Source organism: Rhizobium sp. CCGE 510 (assembly GCF_000292525.1).
In the GTDB taxonomy this organism is placed as follows: domain Bacteria; phylum Pseudomonadota; class Alphaproteobacteria; order Rhizobiales; family Rhizobiaceae; genus Rhizobium.
In genome coordinates this window covers 880,402-894,037 of sequence record NZ_AEYF01000045.1, presented here as the reverse complement: position 1 = coordinate 894,037, position 13,636 = coordinate 880,402, and the positions used below count along the sequence as shown (strand labels likewise).

Here is a 13,636-nt window from a genome sequence, read left to right as displayed (position 1 = left end):
GCGTCAGGCGGAAGCCGGCGGCAGCAGCAAAGTGTTGAGGAAGGGCAGGAGCGCGGCACCGAGTGCCACGCCGCCGCTGAAGCTCGCCGGTTTCATCGGCGAAATCCACGGTGTCAGCAACGGTCTCGTGGAAGTGTCGCGCCGCTCGATCGAAAGTTGATGGATCAGCGCTTCGATCACGCCTTGTGGCAGATCGCTGCCGATCATGACGACACTCGGCGCAAGGAAGCCGGCCATGGCGATGATCGGGTCGAGCAGATGGCCGGCGGCCTCGCGGATCCATTGCGACAATGACGGCGAGGAGAATTCCTCCCCGTCCAGCAGCCGCGTGAATTCCTGGTCGCCGATCCTCGACCGCAGCGACTCGAAACCGACGACGGTGTTCAGCTGCACATTGTCCGGGCCGGTCAGCATTTCGCCGATGCTGCCCGCCCGGCCATGGACGCCGGAATAGGGAATGCCGCGAATGAGAAAACCAGCCTGAACGTCATCATCGATGATGATCATCGCCAGCCCGCCCTCCCGCGTAAAGCTGCCGATCGTGCGCTCGGCGAGAAGGCTCGCCGTGCACTCGTTCTCGACATAGGGACGGGCGATCGACGATAGTGCGGCGATTTGATCGCTTTGCTCGTCCGTCCAGTCGTTGGCGGCGATGCCAAGGCCGAGGATCGGCAAGGCGGCGTGGCGATCGGCGATATCCTTGACCGCGGCATGCACCGCGCCGACCCTGTCTGCGGGGTCCAGGCTGAAATAGACCCGATCATGAGCCTGGCCGCTGAGATCGATGAGCACGATCTCGCCGCGCCGCTGGCGGATTTTGACGCCGATCGAGAAGGCGCCTTCCGGACGCAAGGCGAACTCGGTGGCGGTCGCCCCGCTACCGAGGCCGTTGCGGCGATGGGAGGTGACAAGCTTCTGGTCGGCCAATCGGCGAAGGATATTGGTAATACCGGGGCCCGACAGGCCGCTGTGCCGGCCAAGCTCCATCCGCGTCAACGGACCATGGCGGCGGATGGCTTCCAGGATGACGCGAATATTCCGATCGGCGATTTCACCGGACCTGAGACCAATTGTTTTCACGCGCGGGGCGCCCATGTCCTGGGTTTGAAGCCGACGCGGCCCTGATCGAAGATACCGTATGATCGTCTTCCCTAGAGCATGATGCCGAAAAGTCTGTGCGATTTTCTCATGACATCATGCTCTAACTCTTTAATGTCGAACAGGATTCAAATTTTAGGCCGTTGGATGCGCGTAACCAACTGATTCTATTGTATCAGAAACCATCCTGTCGCAAAGCGCAGCCCGGCAAAGTCGGGCTCGTTTGGCAAAGCGGTCCGAGCAGCGGTTCGCATGTCGGTACGGCCGCGCCTGCCGTCTTTACCGCAGCGATTGTCGTCCGACAGCCCAGCCGAGGTAATCTCGCGGCGCCATCCGACTTGGATTATCGATTTAATAGAGCCACAAGCGATATCGGCATTTCGACCGCGAAAAAATCCATTGCCATACCGATAATCACCGCCCACACGACTATCAGGAAAATCAGCGCTATAATCCTGATTTCTACTGGTTGCATTATTTGCTCCATCCCAGCATATGCGTCCCCCCCGAGACAAAAGCTTATTGTGCCTCGCGCAGATTCGCTATGCGCGAGGATGATGTGCGACCGAAGAGAGCGTGGACGAATGCCGCGGCGAAGGCTTGGCTCTCTCAAAACCGATGTCGCTTTGACCGATCAAATCGCCGGACATCACCCTGTTGCTGCGTTCGAGATAATGACCATCAAGGAAGGAGCGGTAGGCGTCTGCGATGCCCTCCTTCAGACCGATCTTGGGAGACCAGCCGAGAGTGCGAAGCTTGTCGATGCTCAAGAGTTTACGTGGCGTGCCATCTGGCTTGGTGAGGTCGCGCGTGATCTTGCCTTCGAAGCCGACGACCTTGGAGACGAGTTGTGCCAATTCGAGGATGGATATGTCTTTGCCGGAACCGACGTTCACATGACCTTCGGCGGAATAGGTCTTCATGAGATGGAGGCAGGCGTCGGCACAATCGTCAACATGCAGGAATTCGCGCCGCGGCGTGCCAGTACCCCAGATGCATATCTCTTGCTGCTGGTTGATCTTGGCCTCATACGCCTTGCGTATGAGCGCCGGCATGACATGGCTCGACCCGAGGTCAAAATTGTCCTCGGGACCATAAAGATTGGTCGGCATGGCCGAGATGAAATCTCTGCCGTGCTGTTTGCGATAGGCTTGGCAGAGCTTTAATCCGGCAATTTTGGCGATCGCATACCATTCATTCGTGGGCTCAAGCGATCCGGTCAGAAGCGAGTCCTCAACGATCGGCTGATCGGCGAATTTTGGATAGATGCAGGACGAGCCCAAAAACATCAGTTTTTCGACGTCAGCTCTATGGGCTGCGTGGATGACGTTCGCTTGGAGAATTAGGTTGTCGTAAAGGAAATCGGCCGGATAGGTAGCGTTCGCGAGAATGCCGCCGACCCTCGCGGCGGCCAGGAAGACCGCGTCGGGACGATTCTTACTCATCCAGGCCTCGACCTGCTCCTGCCGCCTGAGGTCGACCTCGGCGCGGGTGGCCGTCAAGATCTCGCAGCCCTCTGAAGCGAGACACCGGACGATCGCAGAGCCCACCATGCCGCGGTGGCCCGCGACATAGACCCTTTTTCCGGCAAGGCTATAGATCACCTCAGGCATGAGCAAAGCCTTTGGTTGCGCTTACCGACGGAACATTTCGTGCCATGATTTTCAGATCCTCGCGAACCATCTCTGCAACCAGCTGATCAAGGCTGGTCTCGTGTTTCCAGCCAAGCTTGGTGTGCGCCTTCGTCGGATCGCCGATCAAAAGATCAACTTCAGTCGGACGGAAGTAAGCTGGATCGACCTCCACCACACATTGACCGGATGTCTTGTCGTATCCCTTTTCCTCAACCCCGTTCCCACGCCAATCAATTGCCATGCCCACCTTGGCAAAAGCCTTGTCGACAAAGGAACGAACCGAGTGCGTTTCGCCGGTCGCCAGGACATAGTCCTCCGGTTCGTCCTGTTGCAGCATCAGCCACATGCCGCGGACATATTCCCGTGCATGTCCCCAGTCGCGCTTGGCATCCAGATTGCCGAGATAGAGCCTTTCCTGCAGGCCAAGATGGATGGCCGCCGCCGCCCGGGTGATCTTGCGGGTCACGAATGTTTCGCCGCGGATAGGGCTTTCATGATTGAACAAGATGCCGTTCGAGGCGTGCATGCCGTATGCCTCGCGATAATTGACCACAATCCAATAGGCGTAGAGCTTAGCCGCGGCATAAGGTGATCGAGGGTAGAACGGCGTCGTTTCGCTCTGCGGGACTTCCTGGACTTTGCCGTAGAGTTCTGAGGTCGAGGCTTGATAGAAGCGGGTCTTCTTGGTCAGCCCCAGGAGGCGAATTGCTTCAAGTAGCCGCAGGGTGCCGGTTCCATCCGCGTTGGCCGTGTATTCCGGCGTCTCGAAAGAGACTTGAACGTGGCTCTGTGCGGCGAGATTGTAGATCTCGTCCGGCTGGGTTTCCTGAACGACACGGATGAGATTCGTTGAATCGGTCATGTCCCCGAAATGCAGGATAAAGCGAGGATTCTCGATGTGGGGATCCTCGTAGAGATGCTCGATGCGACTGGTGTTGAAGGACGATGAGCGTCGCTTGAGGCCGTGAACGATATAGCCCTTCTCCAAGAGCATTTCGGCCAGATACGCACCGTCCTGGCCTGTTATGCCCGTAATCAGCGCAACTTTTCGGTTCTCTCTCATTCCGGTATCCATGGTTCCTCCAACTCGAACTAAAGCGAAGCAAATTATGCTGTGCGGTTTGGGTAATTTTAAAAAAGAGAGCGTTTAAGCATCGCGTTCGATGTATTCATGCTTTGCATTTGTAGTATTTCATCAGGGATTTCGAAAATAGCTCCGAGTCGCTGAAATTATACAATGCATGCTTTTCGGGGTTTACGTTGTTGATCGCGACAACGAGTTCCGAATTTCGCGAGCTTTTCATTTGCTGAAGGCTGAACTCGACGGCGCGGCGGCTCGTCTTTCCCCATCTAACGATTGCCAATGTTCTTTCCGCCAGGGCAGTCAAATGGACGGTATCTGTCGAGGCGAGCACAGGCGCGCTGTCGAAGATGACGATCTGGCCAGCAGCGACCGCCATCTCGACGATTTCTGCCAGGCCGTTCGGACGGACGCGCCGCTGGAGACTGAATTTTCCAGATGGAATGAAATCGATGCCGCTTGGATGGTGGTAGACGATGTCGCGGAAATCGGCCTGACCATTCAGGAATTCGTTCAGTCCGTACATGACCCCCGACCTGAAAAACGTATCGAGTTTTCCCCGTCGAAGGTCGCCATCGACCAGCAGCACCGGAATCGCGGCGGCGGCAAGTTCCATAGCCAGCGATCGCGCGACAAGCGACTTGCCGTCTCCGCTGTGAGCCGAGGTAACGACGATACTGTTCGGCAACTTGCCGCTATTGGACTGCTTGAGTGAAAGCACCACGGTCCGGATTGCTTCGTCAAACATCGGGACCGGCATATGTGCGAACATCGTCTTCGAATTTTCACTCCGCGCCAGACGCGGGATAAGTCCAGCCGGTACGGTGCGCGCCATTCCAGCTATTTGATCGAAACTCCGGACCGTCCGGTCCCACATTTCGATCACGAAAGCAGCCGTTACGGCGGCAGAGATCGCAGCCAGGAGGGTGCCCACCAGATAGGAAAGCCGTCCGCGTCCCTGTGATGCGAGCGGCACTGTAGCCGGTGTTAAAACTTCCAACTCCGCCCCCGGCAGCATGGCCTTCGCGGCGAGGTCGCGGCGCTGGTTCTCGAGCTTGTCGAGTGACGTTTGTTCCTTTTCGGCGATTTTCTGCAGTCGCAACAATTCCGTCTGCACCAGCGCATCACGTATGCGTTTTTCATTCGCAACAACCAGCCTGGATTGTACTGCTTCAGCTTCATGATCAAGTGCGACGAGCTTGGTCCGCATTGTCTGGAGATATTGCTTGGTCGCAAGTTCGAGATCGGCACGGGATTCTTGGATCTCTCCACGTAGCTCCACCACGGCCTCGGCATTGCCGTCATATGTCTCGAGAAGACGGGCGAGATCCTGTTCCTGTCCGCGAAGATCGCGTTGCTTCACAGCAATGCTGTCGGGGACGACGATATTCTGCGCAGCGACCGAAGCGTTATCGGCTGTTTCCAGCGTCGAGATCACCGCCTCTACCTCAACCCGGCTTTCTTCGATTTTTCCTTCTCGGCCAGTGAGTTCCAGAAATGACTTGATCCGTTCTTCTTGAGCGTCCTCTTTCGAGACGACGTCCATCGATTCTTGATAGTCGCGGGCAGCGTCGCGAGAAGTGTCAGCGCGAACCTGCTGTTCGGTGATGCGCTGTCGTATCCATTCTTCCGCTGCATCCAGGCGGCCACGGACACTCTCCTTCCGCTCATCGAGGTAGATGTCGATGATCCGGTTCGGAACCGCGGCTGCGAGCTCAGGATCAGTCGAATTGAAGCTGATCTGGATAACGTCACTCTTATCTTCATGCCACACGCCGAGCGCCCTATAATATTCCGGGATGATGGCGTTGATGTTGTCCCGTAAAGGCGCGGTGGGTTTTTCTGTGTCGAACAGGCCGCGCAATTTTGCCCGGATCCTTTCAATGAGCGAGATCTTCCGCAGGGCTGGATTGAATTCCTCCCGCACGTTAAGCTGCAGTTCGCGGACAACTCGCTCTGCGATGCCTCTGGATAAAAGCCGCTCACTCTCCGATTTCGCGTCAAGTAGATCACTGCGGCTGGTATCTTCCGCATCAAGTGATGTTGCCAGCGGCTGGTGGACAATCAACCGAGCCCCGCCCTGGTAGGTGGGCTTCAGCCCAAAGATCATAATCGCCGCGGGCGCCATCAGCAGCATGGTTATCGTGATGATCATCATCATCCTCCGCCGAACGAGACGGTAAATGGATGCCAAATCGAAGTTGTCCGCCTTGGTCTCTACCTGAAAGCGAGGATCATAGCGCATCGGCGAGATCGGAAGGTTGCGGTCCGGCGGAACAGTGGAAATCGTCATCGTGCGCCAACCACTGCTTGAGGTTTCGCGGAAACGGTTTCGTAAAGTTTCTCGAGTGACCGCATATAGGCTCTCATGCTGAAATGGTTGAGGTAATGCGCACGCCCCTGGACCGAGAGGCGGATGCAGATTTCTGGATCGGTCACCAGTTTCGCCAGCGCTGCGGCCAGGGCATTCGGATCTCCGACGGGGACGAAGATCCCGGTTTCACCGTCGGTAATGACTTCGTCATGCGCCCCGACACGCGTGGTGACGACGGCTAGCCCGTGGGAAAGCCCTTCGAGCACGGCCATTGCCAGACCTTCGGCGTGCGAAGGCAAAACCAGGATATCTGCACGCGCACACAGGGCTCGCGCCTCATCGGCGTCGAGCCAGCCGGGCATCTCTACCCGATCGGAAAGCGCCATGGCGTCAGCCTGACGGCGATAATCCTCGACAGGTCCGTCCCCTGCCAATACAGCCCGCCACTGGAGTTCTTTCATGACCGGGTGGCTGAGGGCCAACAGAAGCTCCGTGACGCCCTTGCGTTCGCTCAACCGGCCGAGGAATACGATCAACGGTGTCTGGCCGACGCGAATTTCGTGCGCCCCGGGATCGGGGACGCAATTATGGGCAATAACGGTGTGGCGCTCGTCAACGCCCAGAAGTGTCGTCAGCGTCATGCGATCGCGCAGGCCCAGCGCCACAACGCAATCGGCATTCTGAAACATCCGACGGATGAGCCGTTGTTGGCGCGGCGAGCGTTCCGCAAAGTCGCTGGCGTAATCGTAATCGTGTAGATGCAATAAATGGCAGCACCCGAACAAACGGGCAGCCCCGGTCAGGATCAGTTTTCGCGAAGTGCTGCCGCGGCCGGCGATATGGATATGGTGAATGCGGTCGGGTGCAACGATCCGGTCCTTTGCCATCGTCAGAATGGCGCCAAGCAGGCGTGCGGGTGACGTCACCTTGGACCATCGCGCCCCTCTGGTATCGGTGACGAAATGTTTCGTGCCGGTCTCTTTCGCCGTCTCTGTTATATAGCCGACCAGCCTGCCAATGCCGCCGCCGTTCTCGCAGCCGCCCGGAACATAGTGGCGGACGCTGGCTGCGCTGCGTGCTGCCATTCGACTTCTGTCCGTGAGGGCCTCTGTCAGCATGTCCCGACTACCTCCCGATAAACGGCCGCGGCCTGGGCACCGACCCGTTCAGGCGAGTTCGGTCCTTTGGCCCATTCGAGCGCATTGGCACCGAAATTGTTTCTCAGCTCGCCGTTATCTGCCAATGTCCTGATCGCTGCCGCGAGCTCTTCGGCGTCTCCGGGGGGGACCACCATTCCCAACCCGTTGGGCTGCACGGTGGCCCGCAACTCGCCGACATCCGTAACGATGACCGGTTTGCCAAATGCGGCGGCAAGGTTGAGCACACCGCTTTGGGATGCTTCCGTATAGGGAAGCACGACGATGTCGGTGTCCAGGAAAAGCTGGGCGACCTCTGCATCCTCGATAAAACGATTGCGAATATCGTAGCGGCCGGCATCCCCCATGAGCGACTGGAATATCGCCGGATTGTCGCCACGGCCTGCGACCGTGATGCGCAGGTTGGGAAGCACGTCCTTGAGCATCGCCTCGGCCCGGACCAGATGTTCCAGGCCCTTGTATGCAAAAATCCGTCCGAAGAGCAGGACGCGTATGGTTCCATCCGCTTCGCGCGGCGCCATCTTCTGTCGCTGGGCGAGTTCCGCATAACGAAGGATGGAGGGATGCGACAGGACATGGACACAGTCCGGCGATTTTGAATATCGATCGAGGACGAGCCGCTTCAGTCCCTCGCCGTGGACGACAAGATGTCCGGATTGCTTCACCATCAATTCAGGGGCCCAGTCGGGCAGCGTCCGCGTATCGGAATCGCCGGGATGGATTTCCACGTCATGAACAGTCGTCACAAGCGGGATCGGGCGCCAGAACGGCACGGCAAGGTTCAGCCAAAGTGTAGAATTGCTGAGGAGATGAATGAGGTTCGGCTGTTCCCGCCGGATCAGACGCGTAAGTTGGTACAGGAACCAGGGATTGGAGAGAGAACGGTGCCGCGGCCAGTCCAGAAGGTGCAGATCGACAGCCGGATCGATGGAAGAGGCGAGATGTGCATAGCGCCGGCGCGGCACGGCAAGCACAACGTCCAGGTGTTGGGCAACGCCGCTGGCGAAGGAGATGGTATAATCTTCCAGTTCGGAAACCAATAGCAGCGCCTTCATTTCGCTGCCTCCGACAGGCCGACGTCTAGGCCGAGCCGTGACAGGTCACGCGCAGAGCGCAAACTATCGCGCGTCCGCCTGAGCAGGTTCGGTTCGCCGGCAAAAAAGAGGCCTTCGACGGCAAGCTTGAACCGGGTGCGTGCATCGGCTCCCTGCAGCTTTGCCGACGCGATGCGATAGGGATGGTGATCTGTCAGACGTAGTCTTGCCGGCAGTTCATGGGTTGAGAGAAACAGGTTCGTCGCTTCAACAGTACGCTGCCAGTGCGTCATCCGCCTCCTTAGTGTGGTGGCATCCTCGGTCGAGCGATACCAGTTGTTATTGTGGATGCGGTAGAATCCAAGCGGATCCGGCATGGCGATGACGTCCCCCAGAAACGGATAGATCCCCACGAGCCAGGCGTCGGCTGATATGCGGAATTGTTCGGGAATGCTGCCTGCAGCATTCCATGCGCTACGTCGTACCGCGACGGCTGACGTCATCGGAAAAGGCCACCAACCAGCCGATCTGGTGAGCAGCGGCGACAAAGCGCCCGAACACAGGGTTCGTGGGATCGGCTTGGAAGTCGGCGTGCCATCGACAAGCGTTGGCTGCAGTCGGTGATAGACGAGCGATGCTTGAGGGTTTGCGCGAAACGCTGCAGCCGTCGCCGACAGCTTGCTCGGCGCCCACCAGTCGTCGGCATCCAGAAAACAGAGGATCTCGCCCATGCTTGATCCCACAGCGGTATTGATCGCAGCCGCCTGTCCTGCATTCTCCTGAAAGATCACCTTCACGCGGCTGTCATACGCTTCCAGAACAGACCGCGACTGGTCGGTAGAGCCGTCATCGACGACGATTATCTCGACGTTGCGCGCGTCTTGGCCCAACACGCTGTCTATCGCCCGTCCAACGAAGCGAGCGTAGTTGTAATTGTTGATGAGGACACTGAGGGCCGGCCGCTCCATGGCGCGCTCTCAGGCGGGGTGCCGCGATGCACTGCTGTACAGCAGCGCAAAGTTGCTCAAGAGGTCGACCTTTACGCAGCCATCGCGGTTTGGAGCCTCGGTGATGGCTATATCCAATATAGCTTGTCGGGCGAATAGTATTTCGCGCAGAGCCGATGAGATCGCCGCTGACAATGCCACGACGAGTACAGCGCCCGTCGTGTTGCATAGAGAACTAGGATCATGACGCAAAAACATAGTAATCCTAACCTTCCAGGCTTCGACTGCAGAGATAGCCCCTGTCAGAATTGTTGCCTCATTGCAGTGAAACCGCGGCTTACCCACCACGCTTCACAAGAGATTCATCGCCACGGTACCGGTGAACGGACAAGCGCAACATCTGCTCTTAAGGGCAATTTGCGGACATGAAGACCCGTCTTTTGGGTAAATGCCGGCTGAAAGCTTAGGCGCAACACCGTCTTTGGGTGAAGCGAAGGTGCATTAGGCGTAGGCCGCCCTTCACTAGAACAGGTTGACCGCGGATGTGGCCGGATGATTGCTTGAGCAGCGCAGCCACGAAGGCCGACACCTGTTTTTTGATCTGCCACGATCAACAGTCGCTTGTCTGTTCAACTCAGTCGGGACGGATAATGAGAGTAGATAGCCTAAGAACTGCCAGCGGACCAACCATCGGTTGGCGGGTCATAGAATGTTGGGGCGCCGGCATATCAATTTTTCTTCAGACAGGCGCTTTTCTGCCTCTTGTCCTGGCAGATGCCGACGGAACGCTCAGCGAATCTGCCAAATCCATACTGCGTCTGCCTTGCATTCCTATATATGTATTTACAGCCGTGATCCTGATACGCAATTTTCCGCAGTTTCTAACGGCGCTCAGGCGAAATCTGATTGTTCCCTTGATGCTTGCCTTGCCGTTTTTGTCTACCCTTTGGTCAATCTCACCTCCAACGACTTTGAGGCGCGCAATCGGCCTTTTGTTTTGCGTGCTTCTTTCCTATGTCCTGGCGATACGTTTTACGCCAAGGCAACTGCTGTTCCTGCTGTTTGTAACCTTGGGAGCCTGTATCGGCCTCAGTGTGGTTATCTCAGTGGTGTCACCAAGCCTCGCCAACATGTCGGATGGTACGATGCGGGGCGTCTTCATTCACAAGAACGTCCTCGGGTGGTACGCGGCGCTGATGATCCTGGTGGCGACGGCCGTGCTGATAGACGGGACGCTCGGCCTGCGGCGAACCGCGTTCGTCTTGTTGGCGGCGGGGGTGATCTGCCTTGCAAGCTCCGGATCGATGACCGCGATCATTGCAACGTCAGTGGCTTATTGCCTGATCGGCTTTTATTCCCTGCTGCAAAGAAGCAGCAGCATTGGCCGCGTCGTCATCGTCCTGTTTTTCGTTCAGCTGTCTCTCGGCATTCTGATTTCGCTGCACGAATTCCTGGTTCCGGCCCTTGAAGCGCTCGGCAAGGACGCGACTTTGACGGGTCGGGTGCCATTGTGGGAACTGGTTGATCGCGAAATATCCGACCGTTGGTTGCTTGGCTATGGTTACCAGGCTTTCTGGACAGTCGCCAACCCCGAAGCGACACATATGTGGTTAAAGCTCGGATGGCCAGCGCCCCACGCGCATAATGGATACCGCGATATCTTGTTGAGCTTTGGAATCATGGGAATGATTCCGTTTGTTCTGATGGTGCCCTATGCAATTCGCCAGGGCGGGTTTCTTCAATGTCACGATCCGCAGTACGGGTGGCTCTGGCTCAATGTCCTTACGATCATGATTTTGGTGATGAATCTGACCGAAAGTATTTTCTTCGTTCAGAATGACGCCATCTTTATCCTGTTTACCACAGCCATCATCATGTTTTCGCTGTACGCGCCCGTCGTTTCGATCAGCCATTCTCCATCTTGGCAGGCGCCCGCGCGTGGCCTTACGAGCGGGTTGCAGACATCATGAGGCGGCGTTTTGGACTGATCCTGAGCATTTTGCCTGTCATGCTCTTTCCACAGTCCGGCAATCCGGCTCCAGTGGGGACAGAGATAGATGCGCCCGAGCGCTTGCAGATGCTCGTCAGGGAGGCGACGTGCGCGGAGGCTTTCGCGACCATGTCAGCCAAGTTGAATGGGACTTCTTTAAGCGGCGTATTGAGCAGCAGCACCGGGGTGCGGACGATATTTTACGTTTCTCCCGATGGCAACGACACCTGGAGTGGCCTCCTTCCCACGACAAATCAGCAGGGCGTCGACGGCCCTTTCGCCAGCATTGAAAGAGCCCGGGATGCTGCCCGTGAAAAGGGCGGCACCAACACAATCGCGCTGGGTAAAGGCGATTATTATCTTACTCAGCCGATCGTCTTTGACTCCCGCGATGCGGGCTTGACCCTCACGGCAAGATGCAATGAAGCGCCGATTTTGCATGGGGGGTTACGCGTGCGCGACTTTGCGCAGCAGGCCGATAGCCGCTGGACGGTGCCGCTGAAATTGCCACCGGGTGAAGGGGTCGGCGACCTTTTCGTCAATGGGATACGCCAAACCAAGGCACGGTTCCCCAACGCCCCCACAGATGGCGATCCACGCAAGGGATGGTTGTTTGCCGCAAAGTGCCAGCCTGCCATCGACGTGTCGGAAGGAAACACGCGCTTTTGTTTCCATGCCGGCGATCTTCCGGCAGTGGGTGATACAAGTGGACTGGTCGTGGACATCGTTGGAGGCTATCAACCCGGAAGCCAGTGGGGCAATGATACGCTTCCGGTTGTATCCATCGATGACGCAGGCCGGATTGTCCATACGGAAGGCACAGGCTATTTCTTTACCGCAGAAGGCAGCCGCTATTTCCTGACCGGAGCCAGGGCCTTGCTCGATGCTCCCGGAGAGTGGTGGTATGACCTTGTCGCGGGCGAGCTTCATTATATCCCTGTTGATCAGTCGTTACCCGATTCCGTCGTCGTTGCCGGCATTCTGCCGACATTCTTCAAGTTGGATGGGGCCAATGGGATGGTTGTATCAGGACTTGAGTTTAGAGACGGAGCTCCTGAAGGCAGCGGCAAGTTCGATACAGAAACCAGAGGATTTGGCGCCATACGGATCGAACACGCCGATAGCGTCAAGATTGTCGGCAACAGCATCGGAAATGTCGGCGTCGGGATCCATGTGACCGAAAGCAAGGATGCGTTGATTGCCGCCAATGTCATTGCGGATGTGGCTGGCAACGGGATCTACGTCGGCACAAATTATGGCACGTTCGGCAAGTCGAACGGCGCCAGGATCCTTTCAAACCATATCCATGACATCGGAAAGGTTTACATTGAAACCGCCGGAATATGGTTCCAGGCGGCTGACAATGTCAGGATCGCCGACAATCTGATCGAAAACACGTCCCAGTTCGGAATTGCCGGCGGTTCGCTGTGGGGTTCGAATGATGCCGTCTATAACGCTGTCATCGAGCACAACGTGATCCATAACGCCAATCAGCAGACAGCAGATGGCGGCGCCATCAAAATGATGGGCGAGCAGGCCGACCCTTTAAACAGCACCATCCGCTCCAATCTCGTGACCGGGACCGGGCATCTCATGAACAGGGCCGATGGGACGTTCTGGCCTCCCGGATATGAGAATTCCAGCGAATGGCCGTCTCCTATCAGCTGGGCGATCTATACGGATGGGAAGGCGAGCGGGCTGCTTATCGAAGGAAATACGCTCTCGGGCAACGTCGCGGCGATCGGTATCAACGGCGGTTGGAGCAACCTGGTGGCGGAAAACGTCATCACACACGGATCGGGCGCGGCATTTCGCGTTGATGACGGCACCGGCAGAGGGTGGCGTCCGTCATGGGCACGCCCCAATCGTATTGAGGAGAATATTGTATCGGTTGGCAGTGACAGCGGCATTGTCGCCTATGTCAACGCTCCCGATCTCGGACTCGGATTTGTGCAATTCGCGCGCAACCGCTACAGCGGCAACTTGAACAGAAAGAGCTTCCGAATAGATCCGAGGGTCATGCGTTCGGGGGAATTTGGCAGTCTAGGGGATCTTCAGAAGGCTGGGGCGGACACCGGAAGTGTGGTGGCGCCGCCCGAGTAACAAAAGGCGCCGCGACGAGCGGTGTCTGCGGCGATAAAGCCGGCAGGGGCCCGCCGAACCGTGGATTAATCGCTCGCGTCAAGGCGAAGGCCTTCAAGGGTCAGGAGAAGCCGCAGCCGGATCCGTCCGAAAATTCTTCTAGTAGGCTTCTATCAGCCAGCGTCGGCATTTGCCCGGCATGTTCGATCCGCACATCAAAGATGACGGCATCGCCGCTCGTACGCCCGGGCTCTCCTCTGGCAAGGTCTCTACCAGGCCCTTGAGATGAGATTTCGGCC

Annotated in this window: 9 protein-coding genes; 2 read left to right on the top strand and 7 right to left on the bottom strand. The window is 57.4% G+C overall.

Annotated elements, in window-relative coordinates; all coding sequences use genetic code 11:
- Window positions 1–3 precede the first annotated feature (3 nt).
- The 7 genes from RCCGE510_RS28085 to RCCGE510_RS28055 form a co-directional block, all read right to left on the bottom strand.
- Window positions 4–1,140 carry an ROK family transcriptional regulator gene (locus RCCGE510_RS28085; protein WP_037079881.1) on the bottom strand — a complete coding sequence of 379 codons (1,137 nt, stop codon included), beginning with the start codon at window positions 1,138–1,140 and terminating at the stop codon, window positions 4–6.
- 500 nt (window positions 1,141–1,640) lie between these two features.
- Window positions 1,641–2,711, bottom strand: a complete 1,071-nt coding sequence (locus RCCGE510_RS28080; protein ID WP_007635889.1) for a GDP-L-fucose synthase — start codon at window positions 2,709–2,711, stop codon at window positions 1,641–1,643.
- Window positions 2,704–3,807: a GDP-mannose 4,6-dehydratase gene (gmd, locus tag RCCGE510_RS28075; RefSeq protein ID WP_007635888.1), complete on the bottom strand. Its 1,104-nt coding sequence runs from the start codon at window positions 3,805–3,807 to the stop codon at window positions 2,704–2,706. Before gmd ends, RCCGE510_RS28080 begins: the two co-directional genes overlap by 8 nt.
- Window positions 3,808–3,901: 94 nt before the next feature.
- Entirely contained in the window at window positions 3,902–6,106 is a 2,205-nt protein-coding gene (locus tag RCCGE510_RS28070) for a polysaccharide biosynthesis tyrosine autokinase (protein ID WP_007635886.1), read from the bottom strand.
- A complete protein-coding gene (locus RCCGE510_RS28065; RefSeq protein WP_037079878.1) occupies window positions 6,103–7,245 on the bottom strand; it encodes a glycosyltransferase family 4 protein in 1,143 nt (380 codons plus the stop codon). Before RCCGE510_RS28065 ends, RCCGE510_RS28070 begins: the two co-directional genes overlap by 4 nt.
- Entirely contained in the window at window positions 7,239–8,339 is a 1,101-nt protein-coding gene (locus RCCGE510_RS28060) for a glycosyltransferase family 4 protein (RefSeq protein WP_007635878.1), read from the bottom strand. The genes RCCGE510_RS28065 and RCCGE510_RS28060 overlap by 7 nt, the downstream gene beginning before the upstream one ends.
- Window positions 8,336–9,286 carry a glycosyltransferase gene (locus RCCGE510_RS28055; RefSeq protein ID WP_007635876.1) on the bottom strand — a complete coding sequence of 317 codons (951 nt, stop codon included), beginning with the start codon at window positions 9,284–9,286 and terminating at the stop codon, window positions 8,336–8,338. Before RCCGE510_RS28055 ends, RCCGE510_RS28060 begins: the two co-directional genes overlap by 4 nt.
- Before the next feature lie 629 nt (window positions 9,287–9,915).
- On the opposite strand from RCCGE510_RS28055, the gene RCCGE510_RS28050 reads away from it, so the two are divergent.
- Complete coding sequence (locus tag RCCGE510_RS28050; protein ID WP_037080044.1) at window positions 9,916–11,235, top strand: O-antigen ligase family protein; 1,320 nt, start codon at window positions 9,916–9,918, stop codon at window positions 11,233–11,235.
- Window positions 11,232–13,358, top strand: coding sequence for a right-handed parallel beta-helix repeat-containing protein (locus RCCGE510_RS28045; protein WP_037079875.1), 2,127 nt, complete (start codon window positions 11,232–11,234; stop codon window positions 13,356–13,358). Before RCCGE510_RS28050 ends, RCCGE510_RS28045 begins: the two co-directional genes overlap by 4 nt.
- Window positions 13,359–13,636 lie beyond the last annotated feature (278 nt).

What these genes read in the sequence shown, in the direction of transcription:
- RCCGE510_RS28065 (WP_037079878.1), bottom strand. Translation starts at nt 7,245, where the DNA reads ATGCTGACAGAGGCCCTCACGGACAGAAGTCGAATGGCAGCACGCAGC.
- RCCGE510_RS28050 (WP_037080044.1), top strand. Translation starts at nt 9,916, where the DNA reads ATGAGAGTAGATAGCCTAAGAACTGCCAGCGGACCAACCATCGGTTGG.
- gmd (WP_007635888.1), bottom strand. Translation starts at nt 3,807, where the DNA reads ATGGATACCGGAATGAGAGAGAACCGAAAAGTTGCGCTGATTACGGGC.
- RCCGE510_RS28060 (WP_007635878.1), bottom strand. Translation starts at nt 8,339, where the DNA reads ATGAAGGCGCTGCTATTGGTTTCCGAACTGGAAGATTATACCATCTCC.
- RCCGE510_RS28055 (WP_007635876.1), bottom strand. Translation starts at nt 9,286, where the DNA reads ATGGAGCGGCCGGCCCTCAGTGTCCTCATCAACAATTACAACTACGCT.
- RCCGE510_RS28080 (WP_007635889.1), bottom strand. Translation starts at nt 2,711, where the DNA reads ATGCCTGAGGTGATCTATAGCCTTGCCGGAAAAAGGGTCTATGTCGCG.
- RCCGE510_RS28045 (WP_037079875.1), top strand. Translation starts at nt 11,232, where the DNA reads ATGAGGCGGCGTTTTGGACTGATCCTGAGCATTTTGCCTGTCATGCTC.
- RCCGE510_RS28070 (WP_007635886.1), bottom strand. Translation starts at nt 6,106, where the DNA reads ATGACGATTTCCACTGTTCCGCCGGACCGCAACCTTCCGATCTCGCCG.